General features: G+C 73.5%; 12 protein-coding genes and 1 pseudogene. 5 read left to right on the top strand and 8 right to left on the bottom strand.

The genetic code is table 11. The features are described from left to right. Positions 1–8 precede the first annotated feature (8 nt). The 3 genes from ACZ4WQ_RS20900 to ACZ4WQ_RS20890 form a co-directional block, all read right to left on the bottom strand. A complete protein-coding gene (locus ACZ4WQ_RS20900) occupies positions 9–1,865 on the bottom strand; it encodes an acetolactate synthase large subunit (protein ID WP_311730730.1) in 1,857 nt (618 codons plus the stop codon). Between the two features lie 214 nt (positions 1,866–2,079). Next, positions 2,080–5,064 (bottom strand): putative bifunctional diguanylate cyclase/phosphodiesterase, encoded by a 2,985-nt coding sequence (locus ACZ4WQ_RS20895; protein ID WP_385348942.1) that lies wholly within the window; start codon positions 5,062–5,064, stop codon positions 2,080–2,082. A 286-nt stretch (positions 5,065–5,350) separates the two neighbouring features. Continuing rightward, entirely contained in the window at positions 5,351–6,349 is a 999-nt protein-coding gene (locus tag ACZ4WQ_RS20890; protein WP_385348945.1) for a 2-hydroxyacid dehydrogenase, read from the bottom strand. A gap of 73 nt (positions 6,350–6,422) precedes the next feature. Between ACZ4WQ_RS20890 and ACZ4WQ_RS20885 the strand changes: the two genes are divergently transcribed. The 3 genes from ACZ4WQ_RS20885 to ACZ4WQ_RS20875 all read left to right on the top strand — a co-directional run bounded on the left by ACZ4WQ_RS20885 (position 6,423) and on the right by ACZ4WQ_RS20875 (position 9,048). After that, positions 6,423–7,421, top strand: a complete 999-nt coding sequence (locus tag ACZ4WQ_RS20885; protein WP_385348948.1) for an aldo/keto reductase — start codon at positions 6,423–6,425, stop codon at positions 7,419–7,421. A gap of 148 nt (positions 7,422–7,569) precedes the next feature. Next, entirely contained in the window at positions 7,570–8,766 is a 1,197-nt protein-coding gene (locus ACZ4WQ_RS20880) for a PQQ-dependent sugar dehydrogenase (protein ID WP_468022335.1), read from the top strand. Positions 8,767–8,862: 96 nt separating this feature from the next. Beyond that, a complete protein-coding gene (locus tag ACZ4WQ_RS20875) occupies positions 8,863–9,048 on the top strand; it encodes a DUF6191 domain-containing protein (protein WP_311730735.1) in 186 nt (61 codons plus the stop codon). Between the two features lie 269 nt (positions 9,049–9,317). On the opposite strand, the pseudogene ACZ4WQ_RS20870 reads toward ACZ4WQ_RS20875, so the two are convergent. From ACZ4WQ_RS20870 to ACZ4WQ_RS20855, 4 genes and pseudogenes are all read right to left on the bottom strand, one after another. Then, a pseudogene (locus tag ACZ4WQ_RS20870) lies at positions 9,318–9,455 on the bottom strand (LuxR C-terminal-related transcriptional regulator); the annotation flags it as partial. A gap of 46 nt (positions 9,456–9,501) precedes the next feature. Further along, on the bottom strand, positions 9,502–12,579 hold the full coding sequence (locus tag ACZ4WQ_RS20865) for a helix-turn-helix transcriptional regulator (RefSeq protein WP_398371858.1): 3,078 nt from the start codon (positions 12,577–12,579) through the stop codon (positions 9,502–9,504). A 122-nt stretch (positions 12,580–12,701) separates the two neighbouring features. Then, on the bottom strand, positions 12,702–12,896 hold the full coding sequence (locus ACZ4WQ_RS20860; RefSeq protein WP_311730736.1) for a hypothetical protein: 195 nt from the start codon (positions 12,894–12,896) through the stop codon (positions 12,702–12,704). Positions 12,897–13,022: 126 nt separating this feature from the next. Further along, entirely contained in the window at positions 13,023–14,222 is a 1,200-nt protein-coding gene (locus ACZ4WQ_RS20855; protein WP_468022334.1) for an MFS transporter, read from the bottom strand. Positions 14,223–14,296: 74 nt separating this feature from the next. Here ACZ4WQ_RS20855 and ACZ4WQ_RS20850 point away from each other — a divergent pair, with 74 nt between their 5' ends. Beyond that, positions 14,297–15,271, top strand: coding sequence for a winged helix-turn-helix domain-containing protein (locus ACZ4WQ_RS20850; RefSeq protein ID WP_311730738.1), 975 nt, complete (start codon positions 14,297–14,299; stop codon positions 15,269–15,271). Positions 15,272–15,284: 13 nt separating this feature from the next. Here ACZ4WQ_RS20850 and ACZ4WQ_RS20845 read toward each other — a convergent pair whose 3' ends face one another. Continuing rightward, positions 15,285–17,534, bottom strand: coding sequence for an MMPL family transporter (locus tag ACZ4WQ_RS20845; protein WP_468022333.1), 2,250 nt, complete (start codon positions 17,532–17,534; stop codon positions 15,285–15,287). A 446-nt stretch (positions 17,535–17,980) separates the two neighbouring features. Between ACZ4WQ_RS20845 and ACZ4WQ_RS20840 the strand changes: the two genes are divergently transcribed. Beyond that, complete coding sequence (locus ACZ4WQ_RS20840) at positions 17,981–19,501, top strand: M81 family metallopeptidase (protein ID WP_468022332.1); 1,521 nt, start codon at positions 17,981–17,983, stop codon at positions 19,499–19,501. Positions 19,502–19,642 lie beyond the last annotated feature (141 nt).

Raw genomic sequence — 19,642 nt, 5'->3', positions numbered from 1 at the left:
TCCTGGCCTCAGTCGTCTTCGCCGTCGCCGAAGTCCGGACGGACGCCGCGCGCCGCCTGGATCTCGTCGTTGGAGGTGCCGGCCGCGACCATCGGCCAGACCATGGCGTCCTCGTGGACGATGAAGTCCACGACCACCGGCCGGTCGTTGATCGAGTTGGCCTTCTCGATGACGGCGTCGAGGTCGGCCGGGTCCTCACAGCGGATCCCGATGCACCCCATGGCCTCGGCGAGCTTGACGAAGTCGGGGACGCGGGTGCCCGCGTTCTGCTGGGCGGGGGTGTCCGGGCCCGAGTGCAGCACGGTGTTGGAGTAGCGCTGGTTGTAGAAGAGCGTCTGCCACTGGCGGACCATGCCCAGCGCGCCGTTGTTGATGATCGCGACCTTGATCGGGATGTTGTTCAGCGCGCAGGTGACCAGCTCCTGGTTGGTCATCTGGAAGCAGCCGTCGCCGTCGATCGCCCAGACCGTGCGGTCCGGGGTGCCGGCCTTGGCGCCCATCGCGGCGGGGACCGCGTAGCCCATGGTCCCGGCGCCGCCGGAGTTCAGCCAGGTCGCCGGCTGCTCGTAGTCGATGAAGTGGGCGGCCCACATCTGGTGCTGTCCGACGCCCGCGGCGAAGATCGTGTCCTCCGGCGCCAGCTGTCCGATCCGCTGGATGACCTGCTGCGGGGACAGGCTGCCGTCCTCCGGCTGCTCGTAGCCCAGCGGGTAGGTCTCCCGCCACCGGTTCAGGTCCTCCCACCAGCCGGAGTAGTCGCCGACGTGGCCCGCGTCGTGCTCGGCCTGGACCGCGACGACCAGGTCCGCGATGACCTCGCGGGCGTCGCCGACGATCGGCACGTCGGCGGCGCGGTTCTTGCCGATCTCGGCCGGGTCGATATCGGCGTGGACCACCTTGGCGTTCGGGGCGAAGGAGTCGAGCTTGCCGGTGACCCGGTCGTCGAAGCGGGCGCCCAGGGTGATGAGCAGGTCGGCCTTCTGGAGGGCGGTGACGGCGGCGACGGTGCCATGCATACCCGGCATGCCCAGGTGCTGGCGGTGGGTGTCGGGGAAGGCACCCAGCGCCATGAGGGTGGTGGTGACGGGCGCGCCGGTCAGCTCGGCCAGCACCCTCAGCTCGGCGGTGGCCTGGGCCTTGAGGACGCCGCCGCCCACGTACAGCACCGGGCGCTCGGCCTGGGTGATCAGGCGGGCGGCCTCGCGGATCTGCTTGGCGTGCGGCTTGGTGACCGGGCGGTAGCCGGGCAGATCGGTCTGCGGCGGCCAGGAGAAGGTGGTCCGCGCCTGGAGGGCGTCCTTGGCGATGTCGACCAGGACCGGGCCGGGGCGGCCGGTGGAGGCGATGTGGAACGCCTCGGCGATCGTCCGCGGGATGTCCTCGGCCTTGGTGACCAGGAAGTTGTGCTTGGTGATCGGCATGGTGATGCCGCAGATGTCCGCCTCCTGGAAGGCGTCCGTGCCGATGGCCTTGGAGGCGACCTGACCGGTGATCGCGACGATGGGGACCGAGTCCATGTGCGCGTCGGCGATCGGGGTGACCAGGTTGGTGGCGCCGGGGCCCGAGGTCGCCATGCAGACGCCGACCTTGCCGGTGGCCTGGGCGTAGCCGGTGGCGGCGTGGCCCGCACCCTGCTCATGGCGGACGAGCACATGCCGGACCTTCGAGGAGTCCATCATCGGGTCGTACGCGGGGAGGATCGCGCCGCCGGGGATACCGAAGACGGTGTCGGCGCCGACCTCCTCGAGCGAGCGGATGAGGGACTGCGCGCCCGTGACGTGCTCGACGGGGGCGGGGTGGGAACCGCCGTTTCGGGGCCGCGGCTGGGGATGGTGGGCCCCGGTGGCCTGCTCGGTCATCGGCATTCTCTTCTCGGATGAGGGTCTGTGCGGGGAGTGGGAGAGCGGTACGACTTGTGCCAGTGCAACAAAAAACCCCTCGTGCCGTGAGGCAAGCGAGGGGAGCGCGCCGGAGAGGTCCGCAGGGCTTTCGGGGTGGCCCTGCTCAGCCGACGCGCTGTCCAAGTACGAGAATTCGGGTGCGCATGGCTCCGACCCTCCCCCCGGCGCATATCGGGTGTCAAGTGGGTGGGACGGGCGTCTCAGTATTTGAACGGGACGGGGGGTGGGTGTGAGGCTCCGCCCGCCGCGGCCCGTGACCCGCGCCATGCCCGGCGGCGTGTCCCGCCGGGTGCCCGGCCCCATGGAGCGCGACATGGCCCAGGTGGCGCACCGGCAGCGCGCCGCCGACCAGCACGGGGCTGTCCGACCGCGACACAGGGTACGAGCCGCGGTTCAGGGCGCGCCGCAGCCGGTGCTCGTCCAGCGGCCCGGAGAAGGCCGCCCCCTGGGCATGGGAGCACCCCATGGCCCGCAGGGCGACGATCTGCTCAGGCAGGTCGACCCCCTCCGCGAGGGACTGCATGCCCAGGTCTCCGGCGATCCGCAGCAGCCCTGATGTGATCTTGTGCAGCCGGGAGGACTCGACGACGCCCTCCACCAGCCCCCGGTCCAGCTTGAGCACGTCGATGGGGAGCCTGCGCAGCGCCCGGATCGCGGCATAGCCGCTGCCGAAGCCGTCGAGGGCGACGCGCACGCCCAGCCGCCGCAGCGCGCTCAGCCGGTGCTCCAGCTCGTCCAGCGGCACCCGGGGGTCGCTGTCGGTCAGCTCCAGGATCAGCGCGCCGGAGGGCAGGCCGTGCCGGGCCAGCAGAGCCTCGACGCTCTTCGGCGGCATCGACCTGTCCACCAGGCGGCTCGCCGGGAGCCGTACGCACACCGGAACCGGGAATCCGTCACGGCGGCGCTCCGCGGCCTGCTCGACGGCCGCCTCCAGCGTCCAGCGGGCCAGCTCGGCGGTGCGGGCCGCGTCCTCGCCGCCGCGGCCGCCGCGCGCGGTGTCGTGCCCGCTGTCGGCGACCCGCAGGAACTCGGCCGGGGTGAACAGGATGCCCTGGGCGGAGCGCCAGCGGGGCTGGGCGGCGACGGCGGTGATCCGGCCGCCGGCGAGCTCGACGACGGGCTGGTTCAGCAGCACGAACTCGCCGTCGTTGAGCGCGGTCCGCAGCCGGGTGGCGAACTCGGCGCGGCGCGTCACATCGGCCTGCATCTGCGGCGCGTACAGCTCGACCCGGTTCTTGCCCGCGGCCTTGGCGCGGTACATCGCCAGGTCGGCGTTGCGCATCAGCTCTCCGGGGCTGGTGCCGGGCTCGGCGAAGGCGACGCCGATGCTGGCGGCCACCCGGACCTCGGTGCCGCCCACGACCTGGTAGGGCTGGGAGAGCCGGGCGCGCAGCCGGTCGGCGATCTCCAGGATGCGGCACTCGCGGGCGGCGGTGTCCCGGTCGCCGTCGCCGAGGATCAGCGCGGCGAACTCGTCGCCCCCGAGCCGGGCCGCGCAGTCGCCGGACCCGGACCGCACGGACTCCTGGAGCCGGCGGGCCGCCTGGACCAGCAGTTCGTCGCCCGCCTGGTGGCCGACGGTGTCGTTGACCGCCTTGAAGCCGTCGAGGTCGATGAAGAGCACGGCGGTGCCCGCGTCCGTGCGGCGCCGCCCGGCGAGCGCGTGGCTGACCCGCTTGGTGAACAGGGAGCGGTTGGGCAGGTCGGTGAGCGGGTCGTGCTCGGCGCTGTGCTGGAGCTGGGCCTGGAGCCGCACCCGCTCGGTGACGTCCCGGCTGTTGAAGATGAGGCCGCCGTGGTGGCGGTTGATCGTCGACTCCACGTTGAGCCAGTCGCCGGAGCCGGAGCGGAAGCGGCACTCGATGCGGGTGGTGGGCTCCTCCCCCGGCGAGGCGGCCAGGAAGCGCCGGACCTCGTGGACGACCGAGCCCAGGTCCTCGGGGTGGATGAGGGAGGCCAGCTCGGAGCCGACCAGATCGTCGGCGTCGCGCCCGTAGACCCCGGTGGCGGCCGGGCTCACATAGCGCAGGATCCCGGTGGGCGCGGCGATCATGATGACGTCGCTGGAGCTCTGCACCAGGGAGCGGAAGTGGTTCTCCTTCTCCGCCAGCTCCTGGGTGAGCGAGATGTTGTCGAGCAGCATGATGGCCTGGCGGACGACGAGGGCGAGCACGACCGCGCAGGCGGTGAAGAGCATCACCCCGTCGATCGGCCGGCCGTCCATCACGTTGTAGAGGATCCCCAGGGTGCAGACGGCGGCGGCGAAATACGGCGCCAGGGCGGCGAGGGAGCCCGCGCTGGCGCGGCTGGGCTGCGCGGGGCGCGCGGGGCGGCGGACCGTGGTGGGCGGGGCCTGAGCGGCTTCGCGCCGGGCCACCCAGGGGGCGTACGCGAGCAGTATGGAGCCCGCGAACCACCCGGCGTCAAGGATCTGTCCGGAGCGGTAGTGCTCGCGCAGCAGCGGCGAGGTGAACAGCGCGTCGCACAGCACGGTCACGGCGAAGGCGGCGATCGCGGTGTTGATCGCGGAGCGGTTGGTCGAGGAGCGCCGGAAGTGGACCGCGACGACCATGCTGACCAACACGATGTCCAGCAGCGGATAGGCGAGCGAGAAAGCCCTGCGCGCCACGGACTCGCCGCCCCCGCCGAACTGGGCGGTGTGCGCGAGCGCCAGGCTCCAGGACAGGGTCAGCAGCGAACCGGCGATCAGCCAGGCGTCCAGCGCCAGGCAGATCCAGCCGGCGCGGGTCACCGGGCGCTTGGCGAGCACCAGCATGCCGACGATCGCGGGCGGGGCGAAGAGCAGGAAGCAGAAGTCGGCGGGCGAGGGGCTGGGGACGGGGCGGCCGAGCACCACCTCGTACCAGCCCCAGACGCCGTTGCCCAGCGCGGCCATGAACGAGGACGCCGCGAACAGCAGCCAGGCGGGACGCAGCCGCCCGGAGCGCGTACGGCCGTACCACAGGCAGGAGACGGAGGCGGCCAGGGCGGCGGCGCTGAGCCCGAAGTCGCCCATGAACACGGCCAGTCCGGACGAGCCCCAGCCGAGCACCGCGCCCGCCGCGTATCCGCCGCACACCAGGGCCAGCATGACCTGAGGCAGCAGCCCCGCCCCGCCGCCGGAGACCGACGGCCGGGCGAGCACCGCTCCGGTGGCGCTCACCGGACGGCCTTCGAGTGCCGCGCGAGGGCGCGGGAAGCTAGCTGTCGACGCCTGAGTCGCGTCGGGTCGTCGGTCCATTGGCTCCACCGGCCATGCATCGCCCGTCGCCCCCCTTGAGTTCCGGTCCATCGCTGACGCCATTCGGTCAGTGGCGCCAGCCCCCGCTCGGGACGATACACCAGACCCGTCACTCAGGGACATAGGTCATCTACGCACCGTAACCGACAACGGCGTTGTTTATACGGAGTGCAGTCATACCGTGTCTGTATGTGGTGCCACGGGCATTTCATCCGGTCGTTGTGACGATATGACTCAGCGGTTCTCCGGCCGCGAAACGGCGCAGCTGGTCACGCAGCAGCCGCTTCGCGCGGGGCAGGAAGGCCGACGAAGGACCCCCCACGTGCGGGGTGATGAGCACTCCTGGAGCGTGCCACAGCGGATGCCCGGCGGGCAGCGGTTCGGGGTCGGTCACATCCAGCGCGGCCCGCAGCCGGCCCTTCTCCAACTCGACGAGCAGCGCCTCGGTGTCCACCACCGGACCGCGCGCGACGTTCACCAGCAACGCGCCGTCCTTCATCCGGGCCAGGAAGTCTGCCCCGGCCAGGCCGCGGGTGGCAGGGGTGAGGGGCGTGACGAGCACCACCACATCGGCGTCCGGAAGCAGTCGGGGCAAGTCGTCGATCGGGTGCACCGGACCGCGCTCGGTCGTGCGCGGGGAGCGCGCGACGCGAAGGACCCGCTCGCACTCGAACGGCACAAGCCGGTCCTCGATCGCGGCGCCGATCGACCCGTAGCCCACGATCAGCACGGACTTGTCGGCGAGCGCGGGACGGAAGCCCTGGCTCCACCGCCCGGCGTCCTGCTCGCGCACAAAGCCGGGGATGCCGCGCAGCGAGGCGAGGATGAGGGTCAGGGCCAGCTCCGCGGTGCTCGCGTCGTGCACCCCGCGCGCATTGCACAGCCGCACGCCGGGCGGCAGGTCCGCGATGACCGACTGCACATGGTCTATGCCGGCGGTGAGGGTCTGCACGACGCTCAGATTGGTCATGGCGGGCAGCGGCCGCACACCCTCTTTGTTCTTCATGTACGGCAGGCAGTAGAACGCGCAGCGGGCGGGGTCGGTGGGGTAGTCGGACTCGCCGTCCCAGTAGGCGTATTCCAGGCCGTCGGGCAGCCCGTCGATCTCGTCCGCGGGGTAGGGCAGCCACGCGAGGGGGCGCGAGTCGTCGGGAACCGGGTTGTCGGGGACCGGGTTGTCGGGGTTGTCGCTGTGATCTGCGCTCATGCCTGGAGGCTATGCGATCACCGGGCGCACGCAGACGTTAGTTTGGTGCGGGAAACGGGAGGGGTCTGGCCAGGTGGAGCGCAGGAGAATCGGGGCGGCGACGCTCGAGGTGGGCGCGATAGGCCTCGGGTGCATGCCCATGAGCTGGGCGTACACCGCTTCGCAGCGGAGCGGTGAGGACTCGCTGCGCGCCATGCACGCCGCGCTCGACGCGGGCGCGAGCCTGCTGGACACCGCCGACATGTACGGGCCGTTCACGAATGAGCGGCTGGTGGGGCGGGTGCTCAAGGAGCGGCGCCGGGACGCCTTCGTGTCCACCAAGTGCGGGCTGCTGGTGGGCGAGACGCACATCGTGGCCAACGGCCGCCCCGGCTATGTGAAGCGGGCCTGCGACGCCTCGCTGCGCCGACTCCAGACCGACGTCATCGACCTCTACCAGCTGCACCGGGCCGACCCGGAGGTGCCGATAGAGGAGACCTGGGGCGCGATGGCGGAGCTGGTCGCGGCCGGAAAGGTGCGGGCGCTGGGGCTGTGCGCGCTGGGGGTGCGGGCACAGCGGCGGGCCGGGGGCGGGATGCACGACGCCACGGTGCGGCAGCTGGAGCGGGTGCAGCAGGTCTTCCCGGTCAGCTGTGTGCAGGCGGAGCTGTCGGTCTGGTCGCCGGAGGCACTGGAGGCGCTGGTGCCGTGGTGCGCCTCACGGGGGGTCGGTTTCCTGGCCGCGATGCCGCTGGGGAACGGCTTCCTGAGCGGGACGCTGACACCGGGGCAGGGCTTCGAGCCGGACGATGTACGGGCCAGACATCCGCGCTTCACGGCGGAGATGATGGCGGCGAACCAGCCGATCGTGGCCGGGCTGCGCCGGGTGGCGCGGCGGCACGGGGAGTCGGTCACGGCGGCGCAGGTCGCGCTGGCGTGGCTGCTGGGGCAGGGGCGGCATGTGGTGCCGGTGCCGGGGACCAAGCGGGAGCGGTGGGCGACGGAGAACTGCGGCGCCGCCGGGCTCCGGCTGACGGACGCGGACTTCGCGGAGATAGCGGCGCTGCCACCGGCCCAGGGGTCATGGGACTAGAACTCGGGCGGCTCGGGTTCGGGGCCTCGCGCTCTTGGGGGCCGGGCTTGTGTGCGGGGGTTTCCGCGGTGGGAACCGGCGGCGGGGCTGCGGTGTATAAGAATCAGTGCCGTGCCGAGGCACATGTGCCCACGGAGAGGAACCGAAGGTGCGACGTCCTGGTGTGATCCCTGTGCTCGCCTCCGCTGCCGCGCTGCTGCTCGCGGCGGGCTGCTCGTCCGGTGACGGACAGGGCCCCTTCAACCGCCGCCCCAGCACGCCCGGCCCCGAGAAATCCGGGTCCGACGGCGATTCCCCACCCAAGGGGGGTCCTTCCTCCTCTCCCTCGTCCTCCGCCCCGGCAGCCCCGGCCAAGGGCTCGGTGAAGGTGGACCGCACGCTCACCACCAAGCTGGACTCTCCGTGGGGGATCGCCCCGCTGCCCGACGGAAATCTGCTGGTCTCCTCCCGGGACACCGGCAAGGTCTTCAAGGTCGACGCGGACAGCGGCAAGAAGACGGAGGTGGGCTCGGTCGCGGGTGTCTCCCCCGGCGGCGAGGGCGGTCTGCTGGGCCTGGCGATCTCCCCCGACTACGGCTCGAACCCGATGGTGTACGCGTACTTCACCACCGCCTCGGACAACCGCATCGCCCGCATGTCGTACGACGACAAGCGCCCCACCGGCTCCCAGCTCGGCGCCCCGGACACGGTCTTCAAGGGCATCCCCAAGGGCGCCATTCACAACGGCGGGCGGATCGCCTTCGGCCCCGACAAGATGCTCTATGTGGGCACGGGCGACAGCGGGGACCGAAGTCTCGCCCAGGACCAGGAGTCGCTCGGCGGCAAGATCCTACGGATGACCCCGGAGGGCGAACCCGCCCATGGCAACCCCGAGGCCGACTCGGTGGTCTATTCCTACGGCCATCGCAATGTCCAGGGCCTGGCCTGGGACACGGACAAGCGGCTGTGGGCCTCCGAGTTCGGGCAGGACACCTGGGACGAGCTCAACCAGATCGAGCCGGGCAAGAACTACGGCTGGCCGGATGCCGAGGGCAAGGCCGGCAAGGAGGGGTTCGTCGACCCGGTCGAGCAGTGGAAGCCGGAGGACGCCTCGCCCAGCGGCATCGCCTACGCCAAGGGCTCGATCTGGATGGCGGGGCTGCGCGGGGAGCGGCTGTGGCGCATCCCCCTGGACGGCACCCGCTCGGCGGGGAAGCCTCAGTCGTTCCTCGATGGGAAGTACGGGCGGCTGCGGACGGTGGTGGCCACGGACGACGGCAGGCTGTGGGTGACGACGAGCAATACGGACGGGCGCAAGAAGCCGGGCGCGGAGGACGACCGGATCCTGCGGCTGGAGATCTCCTGACGGGAGGCCCTTGTGGCGGGCGGATCCCCTGGTGGGAAGGGTCTCCGCTACGCCAGGGGAGATCACCGGGGCAGCGCCTAGACTGGCAGAAGTCGCTTGCCCCTGGGGGTCACCGTGTTCAACATCATCGAGGAACTGTTCTCGCCGGGCCGAAAGCACACCGAGGAAGAGCGCAACCGCCTGGAGTTGACCGTGGACGACGTGGGCGATGGCGACAAGCCGTGGCGGGGGCCGATCGACCTGGACTCCGGCCGGGTGGTCGTCCGCCCTCGCGAGGGCTGAACCCGCGGCCTGGGCTCCGTCGGGCTGAACCACCGCCCGCCGATCGCAAGCCGCCGCGCGGGCGCTGAGTCCGCGCGGTCCGAAGACCGCCGTGCGGGCCGAACCGCTCAGGGGTCTCCGGCGGATCTTTCCTTCACCCGCACCTTCCCGGCTCCGGTCGGCCCCGCCGAAACGCGGCTCCGCCGTGTGGCCACCGCAGGCATCGGGATCCGCCGGGCACGCCCCTGCCCGGGCGCGCGGCGGCGGGCCGCGGCCTGCGGCCCGTCGGCTCAGCGCACCGCGGCCTCGTCCACCAGGCCGTCCACCAGCCGCAGTCGATGTGCCACCGCCGCCGCCTCACCACGGCCCGACACCTCCAGCTTGGCCAGGATGTTGGACACATGCACACTCGCCGTCTTCGGCGAGATACTGCAATCCCCCGGGGGATAACCCCCGTACCCCCAGCCAACGCCCTCAACGCGCCACCACCCCATCCCCCAAACCATCAACCAACCTCAACCGGTGTGCCACCGCCGCCGCCTCACCACGGCCCGACACCTCCAGCTTGGCCAGGATGTTGGACACATGCACACTCGCCGTCTTCGGCGAGATGAACAGCTCCTCGGCGATCTGACGGTTGCTGCGCCCCAGGGCCACCAGCCGCAGCACATCGCGCTCCCGGGGGGTGAGCCCGAGGGCCGCGGCGGGGTCGGCGGGCTCGGCGGCGGGGTCCGCGGGGGAGGCCGCGGGAAGGGCGGCGATCGGGGTGGTCGCGGCGGCCGCCGGGCCGGATGCCAGCGGCAGCCGGGCGCGGCGGGCCAGCAGCTCGATGCCCTCGCGTAGCGGGCGCGCCGCCAGCCGGACCGCTGTGGCGTGGGCCGCCGCCAGGGGCTCCGCGACCCGCTCGCGGGCCGCGCCCGAGGCCAGCAGCGCCTCCGCCCAGCGGAAGCGGGCCCGCGCCAGGGGGTCCGGGCGGTCCAGCCGCTGGAAGGCGGCCACCGCCTCCGCCCAGCGGTCGGCGTCGTCATGCCCCTCGGCGCGCGCCAGTTCGGCGTCCAGCAGCAGGCCGTAGGCCCGCCACACCGGCACCGGCTGCGCCACCTGCTTGGCCGTCGCCCGGATCCGGGCCAGGGCCTCGCCCCGGCCCGGCTCGGCGGCGGGCAGCCCACGGGCGTCCGCCTCGGCCGCGGCGGCGGCCGTCAGCAGCGGCCAGGTGTAGCGCTGCATGCCGACGCGGAGGCTGTCCTCCAGGGTCCGGCCGAGAAGCTCGCGGGCCTCCAGGATCCCGCCGCGGGCCGCCGCGAGTTCGAGGGAGAGGTGGGTCAGCGGAATGGAGAACTGCGGCTCGGGGATGAGGTTCTGCTGCTCCCGGGCCACCGACAGCTCGCGCTCCGCGGTGTCCCAGTCGCCCCGGGCCAGCGCCAGCCGGGCGAAGCGGTTCAGCGCGATACGGCCCGTCTTGTTGCCGATCGCCATGCGCCGGGTGGTGGCCGCGGCCTCCTCCGCCTCGGCCCAGCGGCCCAGCGACAGCAGCGACTCGGCCATGTTCCCGAACACCCACGCCAGGGAGTCCGGCAGCCCGAAGCGGTCCAGTATCCGCACGCCCTTCTCGGCGACCTCGACCGCCTCGGCCGACCGGCCGAGCCCCTCGAGCCCGGAGACCAGATTGATGAAGCAGCGCCCCACGATGCTCACATCGCCCATCTCGATGGCGGCCTCGCAGACCTCCCGCATCTCGGCGAGGCCGCCCTCCACGTCCCCGGACTCGGCCTTGAAATAGCCCAGCGTCAGCCGGGCGTGGAGCTCGGTGCTCCGGGCGCCGACCAGCCGGGCCAGCTCCACGGCCCGCTCGGCCACCGCGAAGCCGTCCGGCCCGTGCTTGCGGACCATGCTCCAGCTCGCCGCCTCCGCCAGCACATCGGCGTGCACGGCGGACGGCGGCAGTCCGCGCACCAGCTCCTGGGCCCGGCCGAGCTCGGCCCAGCCGTCGCCCCGCCCCAAAGACCCCACCAGCTTGGATTTCTGGGTCCAGAACCACGCGGCCCGCAGCGGGTCCTCGCTCTCGTCCAGATTGCGCAGCGCCCGCTTGGTGACGGTCAGCGCCCGCTCCCGCTGCCCTGACCTGAGCGCGGCCACCACCACCTCGGCCAGCAGGTCCAGATGGCGCAGCGCCGTGTCGTCACAGCCGCACGCGGGATACGCCTCGGCGTAGTCGAGGGGGCGCTGCTCCTCGCGGATCCCCTCGGGGACGTCTTCCCACAGCTCCATGGCGCGCTCCAGCAGCCGCAGCTGCTCGGCGTGCGCATACCGCCGACGGGCCTCGACGGAGGCCCGCAACACGGCGGGCAGGGCCTTGGCCGGGTCGTGTGCGTGGTACCAGTAGCTGGCCAGGCGGGCCGCGCGCTCATCGGCCCGCACCAGCGCGGGCTCGTCCTCCAGCGTCTCCGCGTAGCGCCGGTTGATGCGGGAGCGCTCGCCAGGCAGCAGATCGTCGGCCACGGCCTCGCGGACGAGGGCGTGGCGGAAGCGGTAGCCGCTGTCATCGCCCGTGGGCCGCAGGATGTTGGCGCCGACGGCGGCGCGCAGCGCGTCGATCAGGTCGTCCTCGCCGAGCCCGGCGACCGCGCGCAGCAGTTCGTACTCCACGGTGGAGCCGCCCTCGGCGAGGAAGCGCACCACCCGCTGGGCCCCCTCGGGCAGCGCCTCGACCCGCACCAGCAGCAGATCGCGCAGCGATTCGCTGAGGCCCGTGGCGCAGCCCTCGCTGATGCTGCGGGCGATCTCCTCGACGAAGAAGGCGTTTCCGTCGCTGCGCTCGAAGATGCGGTCGACCAGTGCCCGGTCGGGCCGGGCGCCGTGGATCCCGGCTATCTGGGCGCGCACTTCGGAGCGGTTGAAGCGGGGCAGCTCGATACGGCGCACCGCCCGCATCCGGTCGATCTCGGCGAGGAAGGGGCGCAGCGGGTGGCGGCGGTGGATGTCGTCGGAGCGGTAGGTGGCGACGACCAGCAGCCGGGCGCCGATCAGGGAGCGGAAGAGATAGCCGAGCAGCTCGCGGGTGGAGCGGTCGGCCCAGTGCAGGTCCTCGATCACGACGACCAGCGTCCGGTCGGTGGCCAGCCGCTCCAGCAGCCGGACGGTGAGCTCGAAGAGCCGGGCGCGGCTGTCCTCGTCACGCGACTCGCGGGCGGTCTCGCCCAGCTCGGGCAGCAGCCGGGCCAGCTCGCCCTCCTGCCCGGCGGCGGCCCGGTCGAGTTCGTCCCCCAGCTTGCGGCGCAGCGCGCGCAGCACGGTGGACACGGGGGCGAACGGCAGGCCGTCGACCCCGATCTCCACACAGCCGCCGACCGCGGCGGCGGCCCCGGCGGCCGTGGCCCCGGTCAGGAACTCGTCCACGAGCCGGCTCTTGCCGACCCCCGCCTCTCCTCCGACGAGCACCACCTGCGGCTCGCCCCCGGCGGCGCAGGCGAGCGCGTCGGTGAGAACGGCGAGTTCCTGGGCGCGGCCGACGAACACCGGGCTGACTGACGTGTGCTGCACGACGTCGAGCATCGCACAGGGGTCCGACAGCCGGGGGGCGAGGGACCGGCCCCGGGACTGGCCCCGGGCGGCGCCCTGGGCGATGCCGGGGACCGGCGCGGTGCGCGGTACGGGCAGCACGGCGCGGCCCGGTCTCAGGCCACGGTGCCGTACGCGCGCGGCGTACGGCGGCCGCCGCCCCGCCGGTTCACGGCCTTCACCCGCCCTTCGGGTTCCTCGACACCGGACCGGCCGCCGCCCTCGCGCCGCGCCTGGCGGGCCACCCGGTACTCGGCGGCCTCGCGCAGCGCCTCGGCCTGGCGGATCTTGTACAGCTCGTGGTGGAACATCGTTTTCTCCTGGGTGGTCGTTCACGGATCCCCGTCGTGACGGGGTTCTCAACGTCCCTCCACTTTCGTCCGCAAGGGGGGTCCACCACATCGGGAGAGTGCCTGATCTCCGCCCGCGCCGGGGCCTTAGACCTCCTGAGCCCCACCCGGCACCGGGTCCTTAGGACGGCTCAGGGGCCTTAGTCCCGGGGCCAGGGCCAGGGTGACCGTGACGGAGGCCGCCGCCATGAGGGCCATCGCGGTCAAGGGTGAGGTGTGCTGGGCGACGGCGCCCGCGAGGGCGGCCCCGACGCCCTGCATGGTGAGCATGCCCGAGGAGTGCAGCCCGAGCGCGTGCCCGCTCAGCTCGTCGGGCGTCAGGGCCATCAGCCGTTCCTGGAGCAGCAGGCTCGCCGCGAAGCCGACCGACGCGAGGGCGACCGCGGCCGCCGCGAGCGGCAGCGGCGGGTGCAGGGCGAAGACCAGGTACGGGGCGGCGAGCAGCAGCCGCAGCGGGGCGCCGAGCCGCTCGCGCCACCACGGCGGTACGAACCGGCCGGTCAGGGTGTCGCCGACGAGCATGCCGAGGGCCGCGCAGGCCAGCAGCAGCCCGGCGTGCCCGGGAGCGTAGGGGACGAAGAGGGATTCGCAGCCGACGATCAGCCCGTTGGGCACCCACAGCGCGAGATAGACATAGCGGCGTGGAACCGAGGACCACAGCCGGGCGTTGTTCCGCCAGGTCTCGGCGACCGACGGCCGCCCCGCGGCCCGCGCCGGCCGCCGGCTGAGCCCGAAAAGCGCGACGAACGCCCCGACGAGATACAGGGCGGCGGCGACGAGGAGGGTGCCGCGCGGCGACAGCGCGGTCACCAGGACGCCGCCGGCCGCGTAGCCGCAGATCTGCATGGTGCCCGTGGACATGTTGAGCACGGAGCGGCCGAGCAGATAGCCGTCCCGCACCAGGATCTCGTTGAGCAGCCCGTAGCTCACCCCGCCGCCCAGCGAGGCGGTCGTTCCCAGGAGCAGGAGGATCGCGAAGACGGCAGGCACCGGCAGGCCCGGGACGGCCTGGGCGGCGGTGCCCAGGGCGAACAGCAGCCCCAGGCCGCACAGGGCGGCGCGCGGCGGCAGCCGGTCGGCGGCCGACAGCAGCACGGTCGCGCCGATCACATGGGCCAGGGAGGGGCCGAACATGCTGAGGGCGGACAGCAGCGGTGAGCCGGTCGCCGCGTACACCAGCGTGCCCAGGGCCAGCCCGCTCATCGTCGAGGCGGCCGCCTTCAGGGTGCCGGTGAGGAAGAGCGGAGTGAACTCCGGTACGGCGAACAGCTCTCGGTAGGTGCGCATGGCCCGGAGTCTCGGCGGCCCCCGCCCGCCGGCGTTACAGTTTCGCGCGCACGCGAAACGATTGGGCTGAGCTGATGGGCTGGTGGCAGGTCAACGCGGACACCCTCGCCGGGAGCCGGTTCGTGGTCTCACCGCTCGCCGAGGCCGTCGCGGGCCTGATCTCCCTGCACCGGGGCGTGGCCGAACACGCGGGCCAGCGCGCCTGGCTCGACGCCCATCTGCCCGCCTACCGGACGCGGCTGGCCGGCGACCCGCTCACCGCGCTGACCGTACGGGCGGCGGTGGGCCACCGCTGGCTCGCCGACTTCCTCACCCCCACGCCCACCGGCGACGGCGAGCCGGGCTTCGCCGAGGAGTTGGCGTACGTCCGCGCGACCCCGCCCGAGGCCGCCCGCGCCGATCTGACCGTCTCGCTGCGCGGCCCGCTCCCCGACCCGCTGCGCCGCTGCGATCCGGCGGAGCGCGCCGCCGACATCCTGGAGTGGGTGTGGACGCGGACCGTGCTGCCCAGCTGGCCCCGCCGCCGGCGGATCATCGAGGCCGATGTGGTGGCGCGCACGGCGCAGCTGAGCCAGGGCGGCTGGGCCGCGGTGGTGGACGCCATGCGGCCGGGGATGCGGTGGCTCGGGGAGAGCCGGCTCCAGATCAACCCTTACGACTACCCGCCGCGGGAGATCTCCGGGGCGCGGCTGCTGTTCGTCCCGGTTACCCCGCACACCGGCTGGGTCTCCTGGGACGCTCCGCGCCGGTACGCCGTGGTCTACCCCTGCTCGGGCGCGCTGGCCGAGGCGGACCGGGCGTCGGTGCCCGAGTCCCTGGGCAGGCTGCTCGGGCCGGGCCGGGCGGCCGTCCTCGTGCTGCTCGACAGCCCGAAGAGCACCACGCAACTCGTCGCGCTGACCGGCCAGGGGCTGGGCTCGGTGGGCCGCCACCTCAAGGTTCTGCTGGACGCCGGCCTGGTGCGGCGGCGGCGCGCCGGGCGGTCCGTGCTCTACTACCGGACGGCCGCGGGCGAGGTGCTGGTGACGGCGCGGGAGACCGGCGAGTAACCCGAAGTCCCCCTCAGCGCACGCCTGCCCGTACGGCCCCCGCGTCTTCTTCCTCCTCGGGTGCGCGCTGTCCCGGCAGCAGGGACGGTCCGTCCGCCGCGCGCTCGCCCGGCCCCTCGATGCTGATCCTCGGCAGCCAGCGGTCCAGCTGGCGCGGCAGCCACCAGTTGGCCCCGCCCAGCAGATGCATGACGGCGGGCACCAGGAGCGTACGGAGGACGAAGGCGTCCAGGGCGACGGCGGCGGCCAGGCCGATGCCGAACATCGCGATGATGCGGTCGCCGCTGAGCACGAAGGCCGAGAAGACGGCGATCATGATGACGGCGGCGGAGTTGATGACCCGGCTGGTCTCGGCGAGCCCGACCCGCACCGCGACCCGGTTGTCCCGGGTCTGCCGCCACTCCTCGTACATCCGGCTGACCAGGAAGACCTGATAGTCCATGGACAGCCCGAAGAGCACCGACACCATGATCACCGGCAGGAACGGCTCGATCGGGCCGGCCCGGCCGAGCCCCAGCAGCTCGCTCCCCCACCCCCACTGGAAGATGGCGACGACGACCCCGAAGGACGCGGCGACGGCGGCCACGTTCATCACGGCCGCCTTGACCGGAATGCCGATGCTGCGGAACGCGAGCAGCAGCAGGACGCAGCCGAGGCCCACGACCACCCCCACGAACAGCGGCAGCTTTCCGACGATCACCATCGCGAAGTCGTCGTAGCCCGCGGTCAGCCCGCCGACGTACACCCGGAGCGAGGTGGCCTCGGCGGCCCTGGGCAGCACCTCGTGGCGCAGCCGGGACACCAGCTCGGAGGTGGCGCGCGACTGCGGGGCGGTCTCGGGGACGACCGTGATCACGGCCGTGTCGCCGCTGGTGCTCAGCTCGGCCCGGCTCACCGAGGCGACGCCCTCGGCGCCGCGCAGGGTCTCGGGGAGCTTGTCGAACGCGAGCCGGTCGGCGGCGCCGTCGATCCGGCCGACGAGCGTCAGCGGGCCGTTGAAGCCGGGCCCGAACCCCTCGGCGAGGAGGTCGTAGGCCTTCCGGGTCGTCGAGGAGGCCGGGTCGTTGCCCTGGTCGGAGGTACCCAGCCGGAGCGAGAGCGTGGGCAGCGCGAGGACCAGCATCAGCACGGCCGCGATGGCGCCGAGCAGCTTCGGGCGCCGCTCGACCAGGGCCGACCACCGGACCGCGAACCCGCCACGCGCCTTGGTCCGCGGCCCGCGCTCGGCCAGCCGGCGCCGCTCGCGCCGGCTCAGGGCCCGGGTGCCGATCACCCCGAGCAGCGCGGGCAGCAGGGTGACCGACGCGGCGACGGTCAGCAGGACGGTCAGCGCCGCCGCGACCGCGACCCCGTTCAGAAAGCTCAGCCGCAGCACCAGCATGCCCAGCAGCGCCACACAGACGGTCGCCCCGGCGAAGATCACCGCGCGTCCCGAGGTGGCCACCGCGCGCCGGGCGGCCTCGTCGACCGGCAACCCCGCCTTCAGCCCCTGGCGGTGCCGGGTGACGATGAACAGCGCGTAGTCGATGCCGACGCCGAGCCCGATCAGCGTGCCGAGCATGGGCGCGAAGTCGGCGACGGTCATGGCGTGGCCGAGCAGCCCGACGCCCGCGTACGCGGTGCCCACGCCGACCACCGCGGTGGCGATCGGCAGGAACGCCGCCGCGAGCGAACCGAAGGCCAGGAAGAGGACGACGGCGGCCACGGCGACCCCGATGACCTCGCTGAGGTGGGCGGAGCCCATCCCTTGGGCCGCGCCGATGCCCGCGCCGCCCATCTCCACCTCGAGCCCGTCGGCCGCCGCGGCGCGGGCGGTGTCGACCACTTCGCGCACCTGAGCCTCGCCGAGTTCGGAGGCGGGCTTGTCGAAGGCGACGGTGGCGTAGGCGGTGTGCTCGTCGGCGCTGATCCGGGCCGCGTCCACAGCACTGTCGCCGTACGGCCCGGTGACGGAGACGACTCCGGGCAGCTTCTCGACCCGCTCCAGCGCCGCCGCCATGCGCTGCCGCACGTCCACCGCGCGCACGGTGCCCGCGTCGCGCGCCGTGTGCCAGACGATGGTGTCGCTGTCCCCGGCCTGCCCCGGGAACTCCCGCCCCATCAGCTCGGAGACCCGCGCCGAGTCCGTCCCCGGGATGCCGTAGTCGTTCGAGTACGCGGACCCCGTGACCGCGGCCGCCACCGACACCCCCGCGAAAGCGGCCAGCCACAGCGCGATGACGACGAAGCGGCGCCTGAGGCACCACCGGGCGAGTGCGGCCATGGTCTGCTTTCCGGGTAACGCGCCGAACTCGCCGGGCCCGGAGGGAGACCGGCCGGACCCGTGGCGGCTAACGCACTGATGAACATGTGAAGGAACGCCGCACGTCCTGAAGCTGGACCGGCGGCGAACTCCCCCTGCACTCTGACAGCCGGAAAAGATCCTTTGCCCCCTTTGTGGACTTTCCCACACCGCCCGCGGGAATGCGGTCCGCCACTGGTCCGCCACCCGTCAGCGGCCGTTCACCAGGGCGGCGGAGCACGGCTGGGGGCGCCGCTCCGTCAGGGCGCCGATGCCGCGTGGCGGGTGGCGCGGAGCCGTCGTCCGGGCATGAGCAGCCCGCCCGCCCGCCATAGGCGGTCATTACCCCCACATCGACCGATACCCGCATAAGATCCGTGGTCACATGCCCGCCCGCCGCGCGAGCCGGGAAAGGATTCCGCATCCGCATGAGCACGCCGTTCCCCACCGGCCGCCGCCCGCGCATCGGCATCGGCGGTATGTCCGTCCGATCCGCCACCTTCAGCCCGCACCGCACCACGTACGACGACTTCCGCGTCACCCGCGGCGCCGAGCTGCTGGCCCGCGACGCCTGGACCCGCCCGGACGGCGACCTGAGCGGCCCGGTCGAGTGGGTTCCGCTGGTCCACGCCGTGGCGGTGCCGGGCGGGCCGGTCGAGCCGGAGGCGTACCGGCGCCTCAAGGGTGAACTGGTGGACCGCATACGGCAGATCGGCCCTCTCGACGGCCTCGTCCACGAACTCCACGGCGCGATGGGCGTCGTCGGCCTGGAGGACGCCGAAGCCGACCTGACCGAGGCCGTACGGGAGGCCCTCGGCCCTCGCGCGCTGATCTCCGCCGCCATGGACCCGCACGGCAATGTCTCGCGCCGGCTCGCCACCGCGCTGGACCTGGTCACCGCGCACCGCCCCGCCGCGCACAGCAACGCCGCGCACCGCCCCGCCGCGGGCCAGGACGCAGCCCGGACCCGCGAGCGCGCCGCCCGCAAACTCGTCGAACGCCTCGCCGCCGGCAAGGGCCGCCCCCACCTGGCCTGGGTGCAGGTGCCGGTGCTGCTGCCCGGCGAACGGACCAGCCCGCGCCTGGAGCCCGCCAGATCCCTGTACGGGCGGCCGGCCTCCATCGAGGAGCTGGACGGCATCGTGGACGCGGCGGTCTGGGCCGGCTGGCCCTGGGCCGACGAGCCGCGCTGCAAGGCGGCCGTCGTCGTCACCGGCGACGACCCCGCACTCGCCGTCGAGCAGGCCCGCTCGCTGGCCACGGAGTACTGGGACCTGCGCCACGACTTCGTGTTCGCCGCCCCCGCAGGCGACGCCGACGAGTGCGTCGAGGCGGCCGTCGCCTCCCCCGCCCGCCCGTTCCTCATCAGCGACACCGGCGACAACCCGGCGGCGGGCGGCGCGGGCGACCTCCCGTACATGCTGGGGCGGCTGCTGGCCCACGAGGACCTGGCAGCCGGGCGCGTCACCGCCCTGCACGCCGGCATCACCGATCCGGCGGCGGTCGCGGAGTGCTTCGCCGCGGGGGTGGGGGCGGGGGTGCGGCTGTCGGTCGGCGGTACGCACGGGCCGTACGAGCCGTACGAGCCGTACGAGCCGTACGAGCTCTCCGGCGAGGTCGTGGCCCTCCGCGAGGCCGACGAGGTCGGCGGCGACGTGGCCGCCGTGCGGCGCGGCGGGGTGACCGCGGTCCTGGTCAGCCGCCGCAAACCGTTCCGCTCCCGCGCGGACTTCGGCGAGCTGGACCCGCGCGGATACGACCTGGTCGTCGTGAAGGCGGGCTGCCCGGCGCCGGAGTTGTCCGACCTGGCGGCCGACTGGCGCCTGGCCCTCACCCCGGGCGCCGTCGACCAGAACCTGCGGCGGCTGGGCCACCGCCGCGTGGAGCGCCCCCTGTTCCCCCTCGACCCGCACATGCCGGCCCCGGACCTCACACCGGAACTGCTGTAGCGGCGGCCGCGCGGCCCCGCCACGTGACGCAAAGGTCGGCGGCGGGGGGGGGGGCCGGGGGCCCCCCCCCCCCCGGCCGGGGGGGGGGGGGGGGCCCCGGGGGCCGCCGAGGAGCCGGGGACTGGGCGGCGGCGGGGCGCC

It is taken from the genome of Streptomyces sp. NPDC028305 (assembly GCF_055569495.1).
The sequence above is the reverse complement of the archived record's forward strand: the minus strand, read 5'-3'. Positions and strand labels throughout refer to the sequence as shown.

Coding starts and splice junctions, on each gene's coding strand:
- ACZ4WQ_RS20900 (WP_311730730.1), bottom strand. CDS start 1,865: ATGCCGATGACCGAGCAGGCCACCGGGGCCCACCATCCCCAGCCGCGG.
- ACZ4WQ_RS20890 (WP_385348945.1), bottom strand. CDS start 6,349: ATGAGCGCAGATCACAGCGACAACCCCGACAACCCGGTCCCCGACAAC.
- ACZ4WQ_RS20865 (WP_398371858.1), bottom strand. CDS start 12,579: ATGCTCGACGTCGTGCAGCACACGTCAGTCAGCCCGGTGTTCGTCGGC.
- ACZ4WQ_RS20860 (WP_311730736.1), bottom strand. CDS start 12,896: ATGTTCCACCACGAGCTGTACAAGATCCGCCAGGCCGAGGCGCTGCGC.
- ACZ4WQ_RS20855 (WP_468022334.1), bottom strand. CDS start 14,222: ATGCGCACCTACCGAGAGCTGTTCGCCGTACCGGAGTTCACTCCGCTC.
- ACZ4WQ_RS20850 (WP_311730738.1), top strand. CDS start 14,297: ATGGGCTGGTGGCAGGTCAACGCGGACACCCTCGCCGGGAGCCGGTTC.
- ACZ4WQ_RS20845 (WP_468022333.1), bottom strand. CDS start 17,534: ATGGCCGCACTCGCCCGGTGGTGCCTCAGGCGCCGCTTCGTCGTCATC.
- ACZ4WQ_RS20840 (WP_468022332.1), top strand. CDS start 17,981: ATGAGCACGCCGTTCCCCACCGGCCGCCGCCCGCGCATCGGCATCGGC.